The organism is Sphingomonas sp. BK580 (genome assembly GCF_014194975.1).
GTDB lineage: Bacteria > Pseudomonadota > Alphaproteobacteria > Sphingomonadales > Sphingomonadaceae > Sphingomonas.
The window spans coordinates 151209-171394 of the sequence record NZ_JACIAY010000005.1; the positions used below are offsets into that span (position 1 = coordinate 151209).

At 72.0% G+C, this 20186-nt stretch carries 22 protein-coding genes; 12 read left to right on the plus strand and 10 right to left on the minus strand.

The window, feature by feature from the left end:
• Nucleotides 1-10 precede the first annotated feature (10 nt).
• Entirely contained in the window at nt 11-1942 is a 1932-nt protein-coding gene (locus FHY05_RS11195) for a CocE/NonD family hydrolase (protein ID WP_183944482.1), read from the minus strand.
• A gap of 105 nt (nt 1943-2047) precedes the next feature.
• Between FHY05_RS11195 and FHY05_RS11200 the strand changes: the two genes are divergently transcribed.
• From FHY05_RS11200 to FHY05_RS11210, 3 genes are read left to right on the plus strand one after another with little or no spacing between them, the layout of a single operon-like run.
• Nucleotides 2048-3619, plus strand: a complete 1572-nt coding sequence (locus tag FHY05_RS11200; protein ID WP_183944483.1) for a sensor histidine kinase — start codon at nt 2048-2050, stop codon at nt 3617-3619.
• Nucleotides 3616-3990: a response regulator gene (locus FHY05_RS11205; protein WP_183944484.1), complete on the plus strand. Its 375-nt coding sequence runs from the start codon at nt 3616-3618 to the stop codon at nt 3988-3990. Before FHY05_RS11200 ends, FHY05_RS11205 begins: the two co-directional genes overlap by 4 nt.
• A 20-nt stretch (nt 3991-4010) precedes the next feature.
• Entirely contained in the window at nt 4011-5126 is a 1116-nt protein-coding gene (locus tag FHY05_RS11210) for a lactonase family protein (RefSeq protein WP_183944485.1), read from the plus strand.
• A gap of 367 nt (nt 5127-5493) precedes the next feature.
• Here FHY05_RS11210 and FHY05_RS11215 read toward each other — a convergent pair whose 3' ends face one another.
• Nucleotides 5494-6087 carry a TlpA disulfide reductase family protein gene (locus tag FHY05_RS11215; RefSeq protein WP_183944486.1) on the minus strand — a complete coding sequence of 198 codons (594 nt, stop codon included), beginning with the start codon at nt 6085-6087 and terminating at the stop codon, nt 5494-5496.
• A gap of 16 nt (nt 6088-6103) precedes the next feature.
• Between FHY05_RS11215 and argH the strand changes: the two genes are divergently transcribed.
• From argH to FHY05_RS11240, 5 genes are all read left to right on the plus strand, one after another.
• Nucleotides 6104-7483 (plus strand): argininosuccinate lyase, encoded by a 1380-nt coding sequence (gene argH, locus FHY05_RS11220; RefSeq protein ID WP_183944599.1) that lies wholly within the window; start codon nt 6104-6106, stop codon nt 7481-7483.
• Nucleotides 7480-7725, plus strand: coding sequence for a hypothetical protein (locus FHY05_RS11225; RefSeq protein WP_409321717.1), 246 nt, complete (start codon nt 7480-7482; stop codon nt 7723-7725). The genes argH and FHY05_RS11225 overlap by 4 nt, the downstream gene beginning before the upstream one ends.
• Before the next feature lie 222 nt (nt 7726-7947).
• A complete protein-coding gene (gene lysA / locus FHY05_RS11230) occupies nt 7948-9204 on the plus strand; it encodes a diaminopimelate decarboxylase (RefSeq protein WP_183944601.1) in 1257 nt (418 codons plus the stop codon).
• A 4-nt stretch (nt 9205-9208) separates the two neighbouring features.
• On the plus strand, nt 9209-9997 hold the full coding sequence (locus FHY05_RS11235) for an NAD(P)-dependent oxidoreductase (RefSeq protein ID WP_409321719.1): 789 nt from the start codon (nt 9209-9211) through the stop codon (nt 9995-9997).
• Nucleotides 9994-10947, plus strand: coding sequence for a zinc transporter ZntB (locus tag FHY05_RS11240; protein WP_183944487.1), 954 nt, complete (start codon nt 9994-9996; stop codon nt 10945-10947). Before FHY05_RS11235 ends, FHY05_RS11240 begins: the two co-directional genes overlap by 4 nt.
• 65 nt (nt 10948-11012) lie before the next feature.
• On the opposite strand, the gene gloA is transcribed toward FHY05_RS11240, so the two are convergent.
• Together gloA and FHY05_RS11250 are read right to left on the minus strand one after the other, a co-directional pair.
• Nucleotides 11013-11522 (minus strand): lactoylglutathione lyase, encoded by a 510-nt coding sequence (gene gloA / locus FHY05_RS11245; RefSeq protein ID WP_183944488.1) that lies wholly within the window; start codon nt 11520-11522, stop codon nt 11013-11015.
• A gap of 13 nt (nt 11523-11535) precedes the next feature.
• The gene (locus FHY05_RS11250) at nt 11536-11961 is read right to left on the minus strand and encodes an organic hydroperoxide resistance protein (protein ID WP_183944489.1); all 426 of its coding nucleotides are present in this window, start codon (nt 11959-11961) and stop codon (nt 11536-11538) included.
• Nucleotides 11962-12087: 126 nt separating this feature from the next.
• Between FHY05_RS11250 and FHY05_RS11255 the strand changes: the two genes are divergently transcribed.
• Nucleotides 12088-12528, plus strand: coding sequence for a MarR family winged helix-turn-helix transcriptional regulator (locus FHY05_RS11255; protein WP_183944490.1), 441 nt, complete (start codon nt 12088-12090; stop codon nt 12526-12528).
• 125 nt (nt 12529-12653) lie between these two features.
• Here the strand turns inward: FHY05_RS11255 and FHY05_RS11260 are convergent, their stop codons facing one another.
• From FHY05_RS11260 to FHY05_RS11285, 6 genes are all read right to left on the minus strand, one after another.
• Entirely contained in the window at nt 12654-13082 is a 429-nt protein-coding gene (locus tag FHY05_RS11260; RefSeq protein WP_183944603.1) for a MerR family transcriptional regulator, read from the minus strand.
• A 2-nt stretch (nt 13083-13084) separates the two neighbouring features.
• Nucleotides 13085-13432 (minus strand): integration host factor subunit alpha, encoded by a 348-nt coding sequence (locus tag FHY05_RS11265; protein ID WP_311732459.1) that lies wholly within the window; start codon nt 13430-13432, stop codon nt 13085-13087.
• A gap of 42 nt (nt 13433-13474) precedes the next feature.
• Entirely contained in the window at nt 13475-14455 is a 981-nt protein-coding gene (locus FHY05_RS11270; protein ID WP_183944492.1) for a beta-ketoacyl-ACP synthase III, read from the minus strand.
• Entirely contained in the window at nt 14452-15486 is a 1035-nt protein-coding gene (plsX, locus tag FHY05_RS11275) for a phosphate acyltransferase PlsX (protein ID WP_183944493.1), read from the minus strand. Before plsX ends, FHY05_RS11270 begins: the two co-directional genes overlap by 4 nt.
• Nucleotides 15487-15529: 43 nt before the next feature.
• Entirely contained in the window at nt 15530-15709 is a 180-nt protein-coding gene (rpmF, locus tag FHY05_RS11280) for a 50S ribosomal protein L32 (protein ID WP_028967316.1), read from the minus strand.
• 266 nt (nt 15710-15975) lie between these two features.
• Nucleotides 15976-16635, minus strand: coding sequence for an MBL fold metallo-hydrolase (locus FHY05_RS11285; RefSeq protein ID WP_311732451.1), 660 nt, complete (start codon nt 16633-16635; stop codon nt 15976-15978).
• A gap of 191 nt (nt 16636-16826) precedes the next feature.
• Between FHY05_RS11285 and pabB the strand changes: the two genes are divergently transcribed.
• The 3 genes from pabB (at nt 16827) to FHY05_RS11300 (ending at nt 20167) form a co-directional block, all read left to right on the plus strand.
• On the plus strand, nt 16827-18572 hold the full coding sequence (gene pabB / locus FHY05_RS11290) for an aminodeoxychorismate synthase component I (RefSeq protein WP_183944494.1): 1746 nt from the start codon (nt 16827-16829) through the stop codon (nt 18570-18572).
• 49 nt (nt 18573-18621) lie between these two features.
• Nucleotides 18622-19821: a pyridoxal phosphate-dependent aminotransferase gene (locus FHY05_RS11295; protein WP_183944495.1), complete on the plus strand. Its 1200-nt coding sequence runs from the start codon at nt 18622-18624 to the stop codon at nt 19819-19821.
• Between the two features lie 205 nt (nt 19822-20026).
• Nucleotides 20027-20167 carry a hypothetical protein gene (locus FHY05_RS11300; protein WP_183922292.1) on the plus strand — a complete coding sequence of 47 codons (141 nt, stop codon included), beginning with the start codon at nt 20027-20029 and terminating at the stop codon, nt 20165-20167.
• Nucleotides 20168-20186: the final 19 nt, after the last annotated feature.

Consider the following 20186-nt stretch of genomic DNA (forward strand, 5'->3'; position numbering starts at 1 on the left):
GCCGCGGCGCTCAGTTCGCCGCGGCCGCCGCATGGGCGGGCGAGTCCGCCGCGACCGGCAGCCACACCGCGCTCGCCGCGTCGCCGCCCCAGCGCACCGTCTGGGTCGCCTTCACGTAATCGCGCGGCTTCGCGTCCATGATCGACGGCACCCAGCTCTGCGGGTTGCGGTCGTAGAGCGGGAACAGCGTCGACTGCACCTGCACCATGATGCGGTGCCCCGGCAGGAAGACGTGGTCGACGTTGGGCAGCGACCAGCCGAATTTATAGGTCTTGCCCGGCGTCAGCGCCGCGGGCGTGGCGAAGCCGCCCACGTAGCGGCCGCGGAAGATCTCGATCCCGAGCGCGAGCTGATAGCCCGCCATCGCCGGATCGGCGCTGTTCTCGTCGGGATAGACGTCGATCAGCTTGACCACGAAGTCGCCGTCGCGCCCGGTCGTCGCGGCGCGCAGGTCGACCTTGGGCGCGCCCTTGATGTGGACCGGGCGGTCGAGCACCGCGCCGGTGTAGCTCAGCACGTCGGGGCGACCGTCGACGAAGCGCTGGTCGTGGACCAGCCAGGTGCGCCACTCCTCGCCCTGCATGTGGATCGGGCGCGGCAGCATCGGCACCGGCTTGGCCGGGTCGGAGACATAGCTGTCGCTCCCCGCCGCGGGCTTCTGCCACGACAGCGAGGCACCGGCGGCGAGATACAGCGGCCTGTACTGGCCGGCGGGCCAGCGCGGCGACACCTCCCAGCGGTCCTCGCCGGTGGCGTAGGTGAGCACCGGCGGCGTGTCGCACGGCGCCGGCTCGGTCTTGAGGTGGCAGTCGAGGAACGGCTTCATCCAGCGCGTGCGGAACTGCCGCCCGGTGTCGCCCTCCCACTTCAGCGGGCCGAGCTCGCGCGCCTCATAGTTGACCTGCGAGTGGCGCCACGGCCCGATCACGAGGCTGACGAGCCGGTTGTCCGGGTCCTGCCCTTCCAGCGCCTGGTAGACCGCGGGGGCGCCGTAGCTGTCCTCCTGGTCCCACTGGCCGACGACGAGCATGGTCGGCACGGTCAGCTTTCGGGCGCCGAGCAGTTTGTCGACCGCCTGCCCCTGCCACCATGAATCATAGCTCGGATGCTCGAGCACCTTGCGCACCACCGGCAGGTCGAGCAGCCCGTAATGGCGCGCGTAATCGCCCGCCGAGCCGGCGGCGAGATAGGCGGCATATTCGTCGCCGCCCCCCTTCGGCACCGCACCGCCCCCCGCCTTCACCGTCTGCGACAGGTCATAGTCGAAGCCGAAGGTGCGGAAGGCGCCGTTGTGGAACCAGTCGTCGCCCATCCAGCCGTCGACCATCGGGCTCTGCGGCACCGCCGCTTTCAGTGCGGGATGCGGGTCGATCAGCGCCATCAGCGAGGTGAAGCCGAGATAGGACGAGCCGGTGATGCCGACCTTGCCGTTGCTCTCGCGCACGTTCTTCACCAGCCAGTCGATCGTGTCATAGGCGTCGGTGGCGTGATCGACCTTGGTGGCGTTGAGCGGCCCGCGCAGCGGCCGGTTCATGACATAATCGCCCTCGGACTTCCCCAGCCCGCGCACGTCCTGGTAGACGCGGATGTAGCCGTCATCGACGAACTCGGCGTCGGCGACGGGCAGGATCTCCTCGATGTGCTGGCTGCGGTTGCGGCTGGTCGCCTTGTCGGCGTCATAGGGCGTGCGGCTGAGCAGGATCGGCGCGTCATGCGCGCCCTTGCGGTAGACGATCACGGTGTACAATCGCGTGCCGTCGCGCATCGGCACCATCTCGGTGCGGCGGACGTAATCGGCCTCGGGGCGCACCCAGTCGTAGCTGGCGACCTGCTCGTTCGCCATCGTGTCGGTGGGCGCGCGCTGCGCGCTCAGTGCCGCCGGCAGCGCCGCGGCGAGCAGGAACGGGGCGGCGCGGCGGGCGAGCGGGAGGCGGCGGGTCATGGCGCCTGAGGTGCCGGGACGCACGCGCGCGGTCAAGCGCGCCGCGCGGCCCTTGGCAGCCCCGTGCGACCTGCTATTCGTTGCGAAGAGACAATAGGTTGCGGCATGCACGTCCCCGATCCTCCTGTGCCCGCCGTCACCGCCCTGGGTGACTATGACTGGGCATCCACCCCGCTCGGCGCACCCGAGGGCTGGAGCCCGGCGCTGCGCGCCGCGGTGGCCGAGTCGCTTTCCGGCCCCGCGCCCGCGCATCCTCCCGCCCCCAGCGCCGCCGCGGCGCTCGACGCGCTGTTCGACGCCGCGCCGCTCGGGCTCGGCATCTGGGACCGCGAGCTGCGCTTCGTCCGCGTCAATGCCAGTCTCGCGCAGATGAACGGTCTGCCGCCCGAGGCCCATATCGGCTTCACGCCGCGCGAGCTGCTGCCCGACATCGCTGGGATCGACGCCCTGATGGAGCGCTGGCGCGCGATCATCGACACCGGCGAGCCGTGGCTCGACGTCGAGGTCCGCGGCGGCACCCCGGCGAACAGCGACAAGCAGCGCAGCTGGCGCGAGCATTTCTTCCCGATCCGGAGCGGCGATCAGGTCGTCGGCATCGGTGCGGTGGTGGAGGAGACGACCGAGCGCGACCGAGTCGAGGCGGCGCTGCGCGCGAGCGAGGCGCGCTTCCGCGAGTTCGCCGAGGCCTCGTCCGACGTGCTGTGGCTGTTCGACATCGACAGCGCGCGCTTCGCCTATCTCAGCCCGGCGCTGCGCAAGCTCTACGGGATCGGGGTGGCGAGCGGGCGCGGCGCGCCGCTGAGCTTCGACTGGCAGACCGCGATCGTGACCGAGGACCGCGAGCTCGCCGCCACCACGCTGCGCCGGGTCCGCCAGGGCGAGCGGGTCACGCACGATTTTCGCGCGCGCATCCCCGGCAGCGGCAAGGTGCGCTGGCTCAAGAACACCGCCTTCCCGCTGCGCGAACCCGACGGGCGCGTCAGCCATATCGGCGGCATCGCGCAGGACGTCACCGAGGAGCGCGACACCGCGGCGCGGCTGCAGATGCTGATCGGCGAGCTGCAGCACCGCACGCGCAACCTGATGGGCGTGATCCAGGCGGTGGCGGAGAGCACGCTGGAGGCGAGTGCCGACCTGACCGACTTCGAGCGCGCCTTCTCGGCGCGGCTCGACGCGTTGTCGCGCGTCCAGCAGCTGCTGTCGCGGATCGAGGGGCTGGAGCGGGTCGGCTTCGATCAGCTGCTGCGCAGCGAGCTCGCCGCCTTCGGTGCGCTGCCCGAGGAAGACTCGCGCGTGTCGCTGGGCGGCCCGCGCGGCGTACCGCTGCGATCGGGTGGGATCCAGACGCTGGCGCTGGCGCTCCACGAACTCATCACCAACTCGCTCAAGTATGGCGCGCTGAGCCAGCCGGGCGCGACCTTGTCGGTGCGTTGGGCACTGCTGCCGGTCACCGCGGGCGAGCGGCCGCGGCTGCGCTTCGACTGGGAGGAGCGCGGCGTCGCCATGCCGACGCGCGGCGACCCGCCCGAGCGCGTCGGCCAGGGGCGCGAGCTGATCGAGCGGGCCGTGCCCTACCAGCTCGAGGCGACGGTCGACTATGCGCTCACCGCCGATGGCGTGCGCTGCGCGATGGTGCTGCCGGTGTCGCAGACGCTGGCACGAGGCGCCGCGGCGTGACCGCGCTCGCCGGTCTGCGCGTGCTGGTCGTGGAGGACGAGTATCTGCTCGCGCGCCAGCTCGAGCGCGCCCTCCGACGTGACGGCGCCGAGGTGGTCGCGGTGGCGCCCTCGGTCGCGGCGGCGCTCGAGGCGCTGGCGACGGGCGCGCGGCCCGACGTCGCGGTGCTCGACCTCAATCTCGCCGGCGAGAAGGCCTATCCCGTCGCCGCCGCGCTGCGCGCCGCGGCGATCCCCTTCGCCTTCGCGTCCGGCTATGACGCGGCCGACCGCGACCCCGCCTTCGCCGACGCACCGCACCTCAACAAGCCGCTGACGATGGCGACGCTGCGAACCTGCCTCGAGCGGCTGACGGGGCGCGCGCCAGGATGAGCCGAGCCCCGGAGACGAAGATGATCGACGACCGACTGACACGCCGCGCGCTGCTCGTTGCCGCGGCCGCGTCCGCGCTGCCGCGCGCCGCGCTGGCCGCCCCCGCGGCGACCCGCGCGCTCTACGCGGGCGGCTACAACAAGGAGGGCGGCGCGGGGCTGCTGCCGCTCGACTATGCGCCGGCCGCGGGCGCGTGGCACGCTCACGCGGCGGTGGCCGCCGCGCCCGACGCCTCCTGGGGCGCGCGCCATCCCCGGCTCGGGTTGCACTATCTGGTGCAGGAGGGCAGCGCCGGGAAAGTGGCGGTGTTCCGCCAGCGCGGCGGCGCGTGGCAGCGGCTCGCGCTGGTCGACTCGGGCGGCGCCGACCCCTGCCACCTCGCGCTGAGCGCCGACGGCGGCGCGCTGGCCGTGGCCAATTACAGCAGCGGCAGCGTCGCGCTGATCGCACTCGACCCGCGCACCGGGCTGCCGCGCGCCCGGGCGCAGGTGGTGGCGCACCGCGGGCGCGGGCCGGATGCAGAGCGCCAGGCCGCGCCGCACGCGCATTGGGTCGGCTTCAGCTCGGACCGGCAGTGGCTGTGGTCGGTCGATCTCGGCGCCGACACGATCTTCGCGCACCGGCTCGACGCCGCCGGCACGCGGCTCGGCGAGACCCGCGCGGCCTATCGCGCCGTCGCGGGCAGCGGGCCGCGCCACCTCGCCTTCCACCCGCGGCTGCCGCTCGCCTATCTCGTCGCCGAGCTCGACAACAGCGTGACGGTGCTGCGCCGCGGCGCCGACTCGCGCTTCACGGCGGTCGGGCGGCAATCGACGTTGCCGGCCGGCTTCGCGGGCAAGAGCCAGGCCGGCGCGATCGCGATCGACCCGCGGGGGCGCTGGCTCTACGCCTCGAACCGCGGCGCCGACAGCGTCGCGGTCTACGCCATCGCCGCGGACGGCGCGCTCACGCCGATCCAGCATATCTCCGGCGGCGGGCGCTGGCCGCGCCACCTGCGCGTCCTCGACTCGCGCCTGCTCGTCGCCAACGAGCGCAGCGGCACGATCGACGGCTTCACCGTGGGTCGCGACGGTCGGCTGGCGCCCTTCGGCGCGGCGGCGCGGGCACCCGGCGTGGCGTTCATCGGCGAGGTGTGAGGGGCCGACGCGGTCCTTCTCACGCGTACAGCGGGCTGACGCTTGCGGCAGCTGCCCTGCTGTGGGTGCCGTCGCCCCGGGTTCGACCGGGGATCCATCGTGCCGCGCATGCCGCGCGTGCTCTCGCGGGAGCATGGATCCCCGGTTGAGCCCGGGATGACGGCAGAGCGTCGAGCCGAGGCGATCTCCTCTTCATGAGAAGGATCATGGGAGGTTCGTTTCTGCGCTCCTGCGGACGCAGGAGCCCGAGGTCGCACGCATCATGAAGCGTTGATCTGCCTGGCCCCAGGTTCCCGCGTTCGCCGAGAGACGGCTGCCACCCGCAAGTGGAGCAACGCCGCGGTCTCGCTGGCAGAAGTACGCGCCCTCAGCCAGCTTCCGCCAGCAAACCCTTGGCCTGCGCCCCGGTCCAGTCGAGGTCACCGGTCACGCGCCAGATCTCCTTGCCGGCGCGGTCGTACAGGATCGTCGTCGGCAGGTTGGCGCCATAGGCGGTGCTCAGCGCGAGCTTCTCGTCGAGGAACGGCTCCAGCCTGGCGAAGCCGCGCGCCTTGAGGAAGTCTCTCGCCTTGGCCGGCTCCATGTCCTGACTGACCGCGACGACGCGGACCTTGCCCGCCAGCGCCCCCGCGGCGGCGTCGAGCGTCGGCATCTCGTTGACGCAGGGCGCGCACCAGGTCGCCCACAGATTCACCAGCAGCGGCTTGCCGCCGCCCAGCTCGGGCAGCGTCGCCGGCGCGCCCGCGAGTGTGGTGAAGCCGGCGCCCGGCGCGGCCTCACCCTTGTGGCTGCGGTCCACCTTGTCCGGGCGTGCCGCGCCGGTGGCGGGCACTTCGTCCGCGCTCGCGGCGGCGTTGGCGTTGCCGCCCGCGGCTTGCCCGTCGCCCCCCGAGCCCTTATCGCACGCGCTGACCGCCAGCGCGGCGCCGAGGAGACAGACGATCGCGACACGCGAGACCATGAGCGGTTCCAACCAGATGTGGGGCGGGCGCTTCGCCGAGGGTCCGGCCGCCGTCATGCGCGAGATAAACGCCTCCATCCCCTTCGACAAGCGGATGTGGCGCCAGGACGTCGCGGGCAGCCGCGCGCATGCCGCGATGCTGGGCGCGCAGGGGATCGTCTCCGCCGACGACGCCGCCGCGATCGACTCGGGTCTGGCGCAGGTGGCCGAGCGCTACGCCGAAGAGGGCGTGCCCGACGATCTCGCGATGGAGGACATCCATATGCTGAGCGAGGCGCGGCTCGGCGAGGTGATCGGCGGCGCGGCGGGGCGGCTCCACACCGCCCGCAGCCGCAACGACCAGGTCGCGACCGACTTCCGCCTGTGGGTACGCGACGCGACCGACCAGGTCGTCGCCGCGCTCGACCGGCTCGACGACGCCTTGCTCGCGCGCGCCGAGGAACATGCCGCCAGCGTCATGCCGGGCTTCACGCATCTCCAGTCGGCGCAGCCGGTGACGCTCGGCCACCATCTGATGGCCTACCACGAGATGGTGCGGCGCGACCGCTCGCGCTTCATCGACAATCGCGCGCGCGCCAACCTCTGTCCGCTCGGCGCGGCGGCGCTGGCGGGCACCGGCTTCGCGATCGACCGCGACTCCACCGCGCGTGCGCTCGGCTTCGACGCGCCGACGCGCAACAGCCTCGACTCGGTCAGCGACCGCGACTTCGCGCTCGATTACCTGATGGCGGCGAGCCAGTGCGCGCTCCATCTGTCGCGGCTGGCGGAGGAGTTCGTGCTGTGGGCGTCGCAGCCCTTCGCCTTCGTCGCGCTGTCGGACCAATGGTCGACCGGCAGCTCGATCATGCCGCAGAAGCGCAACCCCGACGCCGCCGAGCTGGTGCGCGGCCACAGCGGGCGGATCACCGGCTGCCTGGTGAGCCTGATGGTCACGATGAAGGGGCTGCCGCTCGCTTATTCCAAGGACATGCAGGACGATAAGCCGCCGGTGTTCGAGGCGCACGACCTGCTCGCGCTGTCGCTCGCGGCGATGACCGGGATGGTCGAGAGCGCCACCTTCCGCACCGAGCGGATGCGCCAGGTGGCGGAGAGCGGCTTCGCCACCGCGACCGACCTCGCCGACTGGCTGGTGCGCGAGGCCGACGTGCCGTTCCGCGAGGCGCATCATATCACCGGCCGCGCGGTGGCGCGCGCCGAGGCGCTGGGCTGCACGCTCGACCGCGTGCCGCTCGCCGAGCTGCAGGCGATCGACGCGCGGATCACCGCCGCGGTGTACGACGTGCTGTCGGTCGACGCCTCGGTGGCGAGCCGGCGCAGCTTCGGCGGCACCGCGCCCGACAATGTCCGCGCCGCGATCGCGGCCGCGCGGGCGGAGCGGACGGGAGCGGAAGCGTGAGGGTGCGCCGATCGTTCGTGGTGATCGCGCTGGCGGCCGCGCTGGCGGGGTGCGGCTCGACCCAGGCGCTCAAGCCGGCGCCGGGCACGCCGCTGCCGGTGGCGCCCTATGGCGCGACCGCGACGCCGGCGATCAAGGACCTGCTCACCCCCAGCGTCCAGGCGCGCCCGCGCCGCACCGGCGAGGTGCTGACCCGCTCGCAGGAGCGCCAGAGCGACGAGTACGACCTGCCGCCGCGGTGACGTGGGAGCAGCTTCATGGGTCTCGCGCTTCCCACCCGAAAGCCGTCATCCCGAACTTGTCTCGGGACCCACTGGCCCGCATACGCCGCGGCCGGGGATGCGCGGCATCGTGGATCCCGAGACGAGTTCGACGCGGCGGCACGTGGCGGGGCGATGGCATGCGCCCCACATCCGGCCACGTCTGTGTCACGCCGACGCGCGAACCACGCTAGAAGAGACATGATGGACCATTTCCACTATCGCGACGGGGCATTGTGGTGCGAGGACGTGCCGCTGGCACGCATCGCCGCCGAGGTCGGCACCCCCGTCTACGTCTATTCCGCCAACGCCTTCCGCGATCACGCGCGCGCCTTCCGCGCCGGCCTGGCCGGCGTGCGCGACGCGCATCTCGCCTACGCGATCAAGGCCAATCCCAACGTCGCCGTCCTGCGCCTGCTCGCGGCCGAGGGCTATGGCGCCGACGTCGTCTCCGGCGGCGAGCTGGCACGCGCGCTCGCGGCGGGGATGCCCGCTGACTCCGTCGTCTTCTCGGGGGTCGGCAAGACCGAGGCCGAGCTGGTGCGCGGGCTTGACGCCGGGATCGGCCAGTTCAACCTCGAGCTGGAGGAGGAAGGCGAGGCGCTCGCCCGGCTCGCCGCCGCTCGCGGGCTGACGGCGCGCGCGGTGCTGCGCGTCAACCCCGACGTCGACGCCGGCACCCACGCCAAGATCTCGACCGGGCGCAAGGAGAACAAGTTCGGCGTGCCGATCGATCAGGCGCCCGCGATGTTCGCGCGGCTCGCAGAACTGCCCGGCCTGTCGCTCGAGGGCGTGGCGATTCATATCGGCAGCCAATTGTTCGACCTCGCCCCGCTCGAGGCCGCCTACCGCCGCGTGGGTGAGCTGGTCGCCACCCTGCGCGCCGCCGGTCACCGCGTCACGCGAGTCGACCTCGGCGGCGGGCTCGGCGTCCGCTACAAGGAAGGCGACGCGCCGCGCTCCCCGGCCGATTACGGCGCGATGGTCGAGCGCGTCACGCGCGGCTGGGACGTCACGCTGATGTTCGAGCCTGGGCGCGTGATCGCCGCCAACGCGGGTGTGCTGCTCACCCGCGTGATCTGGGTGAAGCCCGGGGTGGTGAACCCCTATGTCATCGTCGACGCGGCGATGAACGATCTGGCACGGCCCGCGCTCTACGACGCCTGGCACGACTTCGATCCGGTGGTGCCGAGCGGCGAGCGAGTCACCGCCAATATCGCCGGTCCGGTGTGCGAGACCGGCGACACCTTCGCGATGGCGCGCGAGATCGACCGCGTCGCCAAGGGCGATCTCGCGGTGTTCCGCAGCGCCGGCGCCTATGGCGCGACCATGGCCTCGACCTACAACAGCCGCGCGCTGGTGCCCGAGGTGCTCGTCGACGGCGACCGCTTCGCGGTGGTGGCGGACCGGATCGCGGCCGAGACGATCCTCGCCGCCGAGCGGGTACCCGAATGGCTGTGAGCCGGTGAGCGATCCGCGCGAGGCCGCGGCGGCGCTGCCGAGCCTGCCGGTGTTCCTGCGGCTGGCGGGACGGCCCGTGATCCTGGTCGGCGGGGGCGAGCCGGCCGCGGCGAAGCGGCGGCTGCTCGAGCGCGCGGGCGCGGTGATCGTCGGCGAGGACGACGGCGCGGCGCGGCTCGCCGTGGTGGCGGACGACGAGGCGGCGGTGGCGCGGCTCAAGGCCCGCGGCGTGCTAGTCAACGCGGTCGACCGGCCCGAGCTGTGCGACTTCACCCTGCCCGCGATCGTGGACCGTGCGCCGGTGCTGGTCGCGATCGGCAGCGCGGGCGTGTCGGCGGGTCTGGCCGCCGCGCTGCGCCAACGCCTCGAGACGCTGCTGCCCGCGACGCTCGGCCGGCTGGCCGAGGCGCTTCACGCCGCCCGGCCCGCGCTCCGCGCCGGACTGCCCGACATGAGCGCGCGCCGACGCGCGATCGGCGCCGCGCTCGCGCCTGGCGGCGCGCTCGATCCGTTCGGCACGCCCGCGCTCGACGACGTCGCCGCCGCGGTGATCGCGGCGCAACGCGCCACCGGCCTCGCCCGGCTGCGGCTGCGCTCGCACGACCCGGACGAGCTCACGCTGCGCCAAGCCAGGCTACTCGCCGCGGCGGACGTGGTGACGCATCGCTCCGACGTGCCACCCGCGATCCTCGATCGCGCGCGCGCCGACGCCGAGCGGGTGGAGTGCGCCGCGCCGCCGCTCGCCCCCGCGGCCGGCCTGGTGGTCGATCTCGCGATGGAGGAGGAGCGATGAGCGGCACCGCGTGGCGAGTCACCGGGGAGGGCGCGGTCGAGGAGGTGCCGGTGAAGGGCGCGCTCGGCTGCGGCGCGCCGTTCGTCTGGGTCCATCTCGCCAGCAATGCCGAGCACGCCCAGGCGTGGCTGCGCGACGAGGCCGGGCTACCACCCTATATCGTCGACGCGCTGACCGCCGCTGAGTCGCGCCCGCGCGCGGACAAGCTCACCGACAGCGCCTTCGTCAACCTGCGCGGCCGCACCGACGAGCAGCTCGACGGCTCGGACATGCTCGCCTCGATCCGCATCTGGGCGGCTAGGGGGCGGGTCGTCACTGTCTCCCGCAAGCATCTGGTAGTGCTGGAGGAGGTGGTGCAGCAGATGCGCGCGGGTGCGCTCCGCGACCCCGGCGACCTGATCAGCGCCTTCGCCACGGAGATCACCGAGGACCTCGATCCCGTGGTCGGCGACCTCGGCGACTGGCTCGACGATTGCGAGCAGAAACTCGCCGCGGAGCATATCTTCGAGCTGCGCCGCGGCGTCACCAAGGTGCGGTCGGAGGCGATCAACTATCGCCGCTTCCTCGCGCCGCAGCGCGCCGCGTTGGAGAAACTGGCGACCCTGCCGGGCGACTGGCTCGCCGAGGACGACCGCGCGCACCTCTCCGCCGCGGCCGACCGCGCCGCGCGCATGGCGGAGGAGGTGGAGGCGATCCGCGAGCGCGCCGCGCTGGTGCACGAGGCGCTGACCGACCTGCGCGCCGAGCAGCTCGACCAGCGAGGGCTGGTGATCTCCGTCGTCGCGATGGTGTTCCTGCCGCTGACGTTTCTCACCGGGCTGTACGGCATGAACGTCGAGGGGTTGCCCTATGCCAAGGAGCCCTGGGCGTTCGACGCGATCGCGGGCGTCTGCGCGCTGATCGCCGCGGGGACGGTGATCTATTTCCTTCGGCGGCACTGGTTCCGCTGAGCGGTGCCGTCGGCATCCCGCATCGCCTCCCCGCTTACGAGCGAGCAGCTCGTCGGCGGCATCTCCTAGCCCGCCGCGACGACGCGGGCGGTCATGCTCTGGGGCGACAGGATCTCGATCCAATAGCCGTCGGGATCAGTGATGAAGGCGATGTCGCGCATCGTACCCTCGTCGGGACGTTTGCGGAACGGCACGCCCATGGCCTCGAACCGCGCACAGGCGGCGGCGACGTCGGGCACCGAGACGCCGAGATGGCCGAAGCCGCGCGGCGCGTCGTTGCCGCTATGATAGGCGAAGTCGGGATCGCTCTCGGTGCCCCAATTGTGCGTCAGCTCCAGTGTGGTCTCGCGCGTGAAGACGAAGCGAGCGCGCTCGACCGGGTCGGCCGGCACGCTCTCCTCCTCGCCGAGGAAGGCGAGGAAGTAGAGCGAGAAGCGCAGGTCGTCGACATCCAGCCGCTGCAGCAGCGTCATGCCCAGCACCTGCTGGTAGAAGGCCAGCGACGCCGCTGGGTCACGCACCCGCAGCATCGTCTGGTTGAGCGTGAACCGCTCGGTACCGGCAGGGCGGGGCATGAGCGAGTCTCCGTCAGGCGAGCGTGAGGCCGACGTCGACGTTGCCGCGGGTCGCGTTCGAATAGGGGCAGATCTGGTGCGCGGTCTCGACCAGCCGCTCCGCCTCGGCGCGCTCGACCCCGGGCAGGTCGACGAGCAGGTCGGCGGTGATGCCGAACCCTCCTTCCGAACGCGGGCCGATGCCCACGGTTGCGGTCACCTTGGTGTCGGCCGGCACCTTCACCTTGAGCTGCTGGCCCGCGACCTTGAGCGCGCCGATGAAGCAGGCCGAATACCCCGCCGCGAACAGCTGTTCCGGGTTGGCGCCCTCGCCGCCGGCACCGCCGAGCTCCTTGGGGGTAGAGAGCGCGACGGTGAGCTTGCCGTCCTCGCTGCGCGCCTCGCCGTCGCGCCCGCCGGTGGCGGTGGCGCGGGTGCTGTACTTGACGTCGACGGTCATGATGCAATCTCCTATCGCAGCAATCGTTGCCTCGATATGTTTCTGCTAAACCGCGCTGGTCGCGCTGTCCAGCAAAATTTGTATCGCGATAAGGAATGCGCTATGTCGCGGGAAAGGATGACATGAATGTCCGCTCCGCTGCCGCTCGACCAACAGCTCTGCTTCTCGCTCTACGCCGCCAGCATGGCGGTCGGGCGCGCGTACAAGCCGCTGCTCGACGAGCTCGGCATCACCTACCCGCAATATCTCGTGCTTCATGCGCTGTGGGAGCAGGACGGCCGCAGCGTGGGCACGATCGCCGAGCGGCTCGCGCTCGAGTCGAGCACGATCACGCCACTGGTCAAGCGGATGGAGGCGGCGGGCCTGGTCGAGCGCCGGCGCAATCCGGACGACGAGCGTCAGGTCCGGGTGTTCCTGTCGGAGGCGGGACAGGCGATGCGCGCGCGCTGCGGCTGCCTGGCGGAGCGCCTGCTGGAGCGCTCGCGACTGTCGATCGACCAGCTCGCCGCGCTCAACCGGCAGGTGCAGGCGCTACGCGACGCGCTGGTGGAGAGTAGCGGGGCCTAGAGTCCGACCCACCGCCGCGTGCTCCTGCGCCCGCAGGAGCCCAGCGCCACCGACCTCACGCCCGTCACGCTGGACTATCGCGCGCGCGGGAGGACGGGTCGGCGTGGACAGATCAGATCACAACCTCAGTCGTCGCGGAGCGCGGCGGCGATCCAGTCGCGCACCACCCGTACGCGCGCGAGCGTGGCGGCCTCGCCCTGCAACTCGCCCGGCGCGTGCTTGGTCATGCTCGGTGTCGGCGTGGCAGCGTCGGCCGGCTCGGAACGGGCCGCGGCCGTGGCGCTCGCGCGCCGGCCGCTCGGGCGCTCGCGCGCGAGCAGCTGCTGGACGCCGCGGATCGTGTAGCCCTCGCCGTCGAGCAGCGCGGCGATCCGCTCGATCAGCGCGATGTCGGCGGGGCGGTAATAGCGACGGTTGCCGGCGCGGGTCACCGGGCGGAGCTGCGGGAAGCGTTCCTCCCAGTAGCGCAGCACGTGCGGGGCGACCCCGGTCGCCGCGGCGACCTCGCCGATCGTCCGGAAGGCGGCGGCGGATTTCTCGTCCGACGCCACGATCGTCAGCTGGCGCCCGCGATGCGGTCGCGCATCATCTGGCTGGCGCGGAAGGTCAGCACGCGGCGCGGCGCGATCGGCACCTCGACGCCGGTCTTGGGGTTACGACCGATCCGCTCGCCCTTGTCGCGCAGCACGAAGGTGCCGAAGCCGGAGATCTTGACGTTCTCGCCCTCGGCCAGCGCACCGCACATCTTCTCGAGGATCTGCTCGACCATGCGTGCCGAGTCAGCGCGCGAGAGGCCGACGCGCCGATGCAGCGCCTCCGCCAGGTCAGCGCGCGTGAGCGTGCCAGCATCCACCATGACCGCAACCCCCTTCGAGACTAAAACACTTTCATTACGGTCCGTTATAACGCAATCGTTATCTTGTCGATCGGCGACCGCCAGTCAGGGTCAGTAGCGCAGCACCGCCGCGCCCCAGGTGAAGCCGCCGCCCATCGCCTCGAGCACGACGACATGGCCAGGCCGGATGCGCCCGTCGCGCACGGCCTGATCGAGGGCCAGCGGCACCGAAGCGGCCGAGGTATTGGCGTGCTGGTCGACCGTCATCACCACCTTCTCGGCGGGCAGCGACAGCTTGCGCGCGGTGGCGTCGAGGATGCGGGCATTGGCCTGATGTGGGACGACCCAGTCGACCGAATCGGTCGGCAGCCCGGCGGCGGCGAGCGCTTCCTCCATCACCGCGGCGAGATTGACCACCGCGTGGCGGAAAACCTCGCGCCCCTTCATGCGCAGCTTGCCGACCGTCCCCGTGGTCGACGGCCCGCCGTCGACGTAGAGCAGGTCGTTGTGGCGACCATCGGCGTGGAGCCGGGTCGCCAGGATGCCCCGCGCCGCGGGATCGGCGTTGTCGTCGGCCGAGTCGCGCGCCTCCAGCACGATCGCGCCCGCACCGTCGCCGAACAGCACGCAGGTGGCGCGATCCTCCCAGTCGAGCAGCCGGCTGAAGGTCTCGGCGCCGATCACCAGCGCGCGGCGATGCGCGCCGGCGCGGATCATGCTGTCCGCCACCTGCACCGCGTAGAGGAACCCCGAACAGACCGCCGCGACGTCGAACGCGACGCAGTCGTCGATCCCCAGCATCGCCTGCACCTTGGTGGCGGTGGCGGGGAAGGTGTTGTCGGGCGTGGCGGTCGCCAGCACGATCAGGTCGACGTCCCGCGCCGTCACCCCAGCGGCGGCGATCGCGGCGAGCGCGGCGTCGCGCGCCAGCGTCGCGGTGGTCTCGCCCTCGCCCGCGATATGGCGGAAGCGGATCCCGGTACGCTCGACGATCCACTCGTCGGACGTGTCGACTCGCTCGGCCAAGTCGGCGTTGGAGACGCGGCGCGCGGGGAGAGCGGCGCCCGTCCCCGTGAGCACGGCACGGATCATGCGGCGGCTTTCGCTTCGAAGTGACGCAGGTCGTCGGCGATGCGGCGCGCCAGATCGGCCTTCACCATCTTGGCGGCGTTGCCGATCGCGGTGGCGACGCCGACCTCGTTGGCGCCGCCGTGGCTCTTGAGCACCAGGCCGTTGAGCCCGAGGAAGACCGCGCCGTTATGGTTGTTGGGATCGAGATGGTCGCGCAGCAGCTCGGTCGCCGGGCGCGAGATCAGGAAGCCCAGCTTGGAGCGGACCGAGCTGGTGAAGGCGCGCTTGAGCAGGTCGGCGACGAAGCGCGCGGTGCCCTCCGCGGTCTTGAGCGCGATGTTCCCCGAGAAGCCGTCGCACACGATCACGTCATGCTCGCCGCGCGACAGCCGGTCGCCCTCGACGAAGCCGGTGAAGTTCATCGGCAGATGCCCCGCCACGCGCAGCATCTGCGCGGCATCGCGGATCTCCTCGGTGCCCTTCTGGTCCTCGCTGCCGATGTTGAGCAGCGCGACCCGGGGCGAGTCGAGGTCGAGCGTGGTGCGCGCATAGGCCGCGCCCATCACCGCGAACTGGACGAGGTTGCGCGCGTCGCACTCGGTGTTCGCGCCGAGATCGAGCACCACCACGTCGTTGTCGCCCAGCGTCGGCAGCAGCGCGGCGAGCGCGGGCCGGTCGATCCCCGGCATGGTGCGCAGCGACAGCTTGGCCATCGCCATCAGCGCCCCGGTGTTGCCCGACGACACCGCCGCGCCGGCGCGGCCCTGCTTCACCAGATCGATCGCGACGCCCATCGAGGTGGTGCGCGCGCGGCGGATCGCCTGGCTCGGCTTCTCGTCGCCCGCGATCACGTCGGGGGCGTGGACGATCTCGGAATGCTGCGAAAGGTTCGGGTGGCTCTTCAGCCCCTCCGAGATCGCCGCCTCGTCGCCCACCAGCAGGAAGCTGACGTCGTCGAAGCGGCGGCGCGCGCGCGCCACCCCGGCCAGCATGACCGCCAACCCCTCGTCGCCGCCCATCGCATCGACGGCGATCCGGGACCTGTCGGACATCACTGGACCCAACTCCTGATGCTCAGCCGCGGGAGACCCGCGGTCAGGCGTCGACCGCGATGACCTCGCGACCGTTGTAGTGACCGCAGGCGGTGCACAGGTTGTGCGGGCGCTTCAGCTCGCCGCAGTTCGGGCACTCCTGGAACGCCTCCACCGAGAGCGCGTCGTGCGCGCGGCGCATGCCGCGGCGGGAGGGGGAAGTCTTTCGCTTGGGGACGGCCATCGCGGCACCTTGATCTATCTAAGAGTTCGTAACAGCGACGAGCCGATGTCCGGGGCCGCGCGGCCGACGCATGAGCCGGCCGCGGCGGACAGCCGGGCATCGGCTCGTATCGCGAAGCCCCGCGCCTATAGCGATTTCCGCCACTGTTGCAAGTCGCCGTCACCTGTCTCTCCGCTGCGCCACCAACGAGCGAGCGGCGCAATTGATGCCGCCGACGACGAAGCGCAAGGCCCGGCACCTTCACGCGAATCACTCGCGACCGACGATCATTGCGCCAGCACCCGATCGCTCACGAACATGTTGTGGCGGCGCTCGTGCGCGAAGGTGCTCGGCTGGCCGTGCCCGGGGATGAAGGCGGTGGCGTCGCCCAGCGGCCAGAGCTTGGTGACGATCGACTCGATCAGCTGCGGGAAGTTGCCCTGCGGCAGGTCGGTGCGACCTATCGAATTCTGGAACAGCACGTCGCCGACCTGCGCGAAGTTCGACGGCGCGTGGTGAAAGATGACGTGTCCGGCGGTGTGCCCCGGCGTGTGATAGACGTCGAGCACCAGCTCGCCCACGCTCACCGTGTCGCCCTCGACCAGCCAGCGGTTCGGCTCGAAGACGGTGCCCTCGACGCCCCACTGCCGGCCGTCCTCGTCGAGCCGTGCCAGCCAGAAGCGATCGTCCTCGTGCGGCCCCTCGATCGGCACCCCCAGCGAGTCGGCGAGCGGCTTGGCCGCGCCGGCATGGTCGATATGGCCATGGGTGAGCAGGATCTTCTCTACCGCTACGCCGGCGCGCGCGATCGCGGCGGTGATCTTGGGCAGGTCGCCGCCGGGATCGACCACCGCGGCGCGCATCGTCGCGGTGCACCAGATCAGGGTGCAATTCTGCTGAAGCGGGGTGACCGGGATAATCGCCGCGCGCAGCGGGGTGTCGCTCATTGCTCGCTCCTGGGCTCGCGCCTGGCGCGGTCCGCAGCGCCGCGCGCGCCCCGCATAGCCGCGGCGACGACGCTTGTCACAGCCGTCGACCCGGCGGCGTCGACCGAATCGCCGCGCTTCCCGCGACTTCGCCGCGACGAGACGAGGCGAGCCGACTTGCCGCCGCGGCGGCGGGCGGGCATCACCGGCCAATGGTGCTCGAACCGCCCTTCGTGCTGCTCGACGACGCGCGACCGGGTGCCGGTCCGGCGCGGCTCTACACGAACCCGCGCCGGGTGCTGCGCGCCGACACGCTCGCGGCCGTACCGGCCCTGCTCCGCGAGGCGACGGGATCGGACGCCGCGGGCTTCCTCTCCTATGCCGCCGGTGCGGCGTTCGAGCCGAGCGCGGGCGCCGTGCTCCCGTCGAACGGCGCACCGCCGCTCGCCTGGTTCGGGCTGTTCGACGGCTGGCAGACCGTGGACGACGTCGCCGCCCTGCTGCCCGAGGCGGCGGCGAGCTGGGTCGGCGCGCCCGAACCCGAGCCGACGCGCGACGAGTATGACGCGATGTTCGCGCAGGCGCAGGCGCTGATCGCGGCGGGCGACCTTTACCAGCTCAACCTCACGTTCCGCGCGCGCGTGCCCGTGCTCGGCGACCCGCTCGCGCTCTACGCCCGGCTGCGCCCGCACGCGCGCGCCGGCTGGGGCGCGATCGTCGCCACCGGCGAGCACTGGCTGCTGTCCTTCTCGCCCGAGCTGTTCGTCGCGCTCGACGGCGACCGGCTCACCTGTCGCCCGATGAAGGGGACCGCGCGGCGCGAGACCGACCCAGCGGCCGACCGCGCCGCGGCCGAGCGGCTCGCCGCCGACGCCAAGCAGCGCGCCGAGAATCTGATGATCGTCGACCTGATGCGCAACGATCTCGCGCGCGTCGCGGTCGCGGGCAGCGTCGCGGTGCCCGAGCTGTTCGCGGTCGAGCATTATCCCAGCGTCCACCAGCTCACCTCCACCGTCACCGCCGCGCTCGCGCCGGATCGCGGCGCCGCCGACGTGCTCGCCGCCCTGTTCCCGTGCGGCTCGATCACCGGCGCGCCCAAGGTGCGGGCGATGCAGGCGATCGCCGCGATCGAGCGCGGTACCGCCCGCGACGTCTACACCGGCGCGATCGGGCGGATCGACGCGGGCGGTGACGCGCAGTTCAGCGTCGCGATCCGAACGCTCGCGCTCGCCGCCGGCGCGGAGACGGCGCTGCTCGGCGTCGGCGGCGGGATCGTCGCCGACTCGCGCGCCGACGAGGAGTGGGACGAGGCACTCGCCAAGGCGGCTTTCGTCGCGCGCGCGGTGACCACGCCCGACCTGATCGAGACGATCGCCTTCGACCCGCTCGAGGGGCTGCTGCTCGTCGACCGCCATCTCGCGCGGATGAAGGCGAGCGCGGCCGCGCTGGGCTTCGACTTCGATCGCCATGCCGCGCGCAACGAGCTGCAGGCGGCGACCTTCCGCCTGCGCGAGCGCGCGCGTGTGCGGCTGCTGCTGGCGCCCTCCGGTGCGATCGCGATCGAGGTGACCGCGCCGCCGCTGCCGCGGCTCGCCCCGCTGCGCGTCGCGCTGGCGCCGCTGCCGGTGACGCCGCGTGACTGGCGGCTGCGGCACAAGAGCAGCGACCGCGGCTTCTACGATCGCGCGCGCCGCGCCGCCGGTGCGGACGAGGTGGTGTTCGTCGCCCCCGACGGACGCCTCACCGAGGGCAGTTTCACGACCGTCTTCGTCGAACGGGGCGAGACGCTGGTGACGCCGCGCGACGGCCCGCTGCTGCCCGGCGTGCTGCGCGCCGAGCTGATCGAACAGGGTCGTGCGACCGAGGGCGATCTCACCCCCAGCGACCTCGCGGGCGGATTCCTGCTCGGCAATGCGCTGCGCGGGTTGATGCCGGCCACGCTCGCGGTTGCACAATGAGGACGCCCGTCGCATAGGCACGCGCGCTTCCTCAACGAAGGCGCCCGCCATGCACACCTCCGCCGCGCTCGACCGCATCAACCCCTCGCCGACGCTGGCGATCACCAGCCGCGTGCTGGAGCTGAAGCGCGCCGGGGTCGACGTGATCGGGCTGGGCGCCGGCGAGCCCGACTTCGACACGCCCGACTTCGTCAAGGAGGCCGCGATCGCGGCGATCCGCGCGGGCAAGACCAAGTACACCAACGTCGACGGCACGCCCGAGCTGAAGGAGGCGATCGTCGCCAAGTTCAAGCGCGACAACGGGCTCGACTACACGCCCGCGCAGATCAGCGTGAACGTCGGCGGCAAGCACACGCTCTTCAACGCGCTGGTGGCGACGCTCGACGCCGGCGACGAGGTGATCGTGCCCGCGCCCTATTGGGTGAGCTACCCCGACGTGGTGCAGTTCGCCGGCGCCACGCCGGTGATCGTCGCCGCGGGTGCCGATGTCGGCTACAAGCTCACCCCCGCGATGCTCGAGGCGGCGATCACGCCGCGCACCAAGTGGGTGATCCTCAACTCGCCGTCGAACCCGACCGGCGCGGCCTACACCGTCGACGAGCTCCGGGAGCTCGGCGCGGTGTTCGAGCGCCACCCGCACGTGTGGATCTTCGCGGACGATATGTACGAGCATATCGTCTACGACGGCTTCCGCTTCGCCACGATCGCCGAGGTCTGCCCGTCGCTGTACGAGCGCACGCTGACGGTGAACGGCTGCTCCAAGGCCTATGCGATGACGGGCTGGCGGATCGGCTTCGCCGGCGGCGCGCCGTGGCTGATCAAGGCCATGAGCAAGCTCCAGTCGCAGTCGACCAGCAACCCCTGCTCGATCGCCCAGGCCGCCGCGGTGGCGGCGCTGACCGGCGACCAGTCGTTCCTCAAGGAGCGCGCCGCCGCCTTCCAGAAGCGCCGCGACCTGGTCGTCGGCATGCTCAACGAGGCCGCGGGCATCACCTGCCCCACGCCGGAGGGCGCCTTCTACGTCTACCCCGACGTCAGTGGCGTGATCGGCAAGGCGACCCCGGCGGGGCGCAAGATCGAGACCGACAGCGACTTCGTCGGCTATCTGCTCGACGATGCCAAGGTCGCCGCGGTGCAGGGCGTCGCCTTCGGCGTCTCGCCGGCGATGCGGATCAGCTACGCCACCTCCGAGGCGCTGCTGACTGAGGCCTGCCACCGCATCCAGCAGGCCTGCGCCGCGCTGCGCTGAGTAGCGTAACGGTCACGAACGGAAACGTTTCTGTTCGAACGTTGACATATCGACGCAGGAGAGCCGCGCCTATATGGGCGCCAGGTGAACGGCCCGATCGGAGTGCGTTCATCGCCCGATCCGTATTCCTCCAGCCCTAGGGCGCTCGCGGCGCTCGTCGAACCGGAGCGGTCGCGCGCGCGGCCGGAGAGAAGAGAGTAACGCCATGAACCGCTTCATCAAGTCCAGCTTCGCGCGCCAGTTCGCCGGCGGCTTCCTGATCGGCGCGGCGGCGATGCTCGGGATCCATGCCAGCCAGGCCGAGACGCCCGCGAACGCCTACGCCGCGACCCACGTCGCGCGCTGAGCGCCTTATCGCGGCTCGC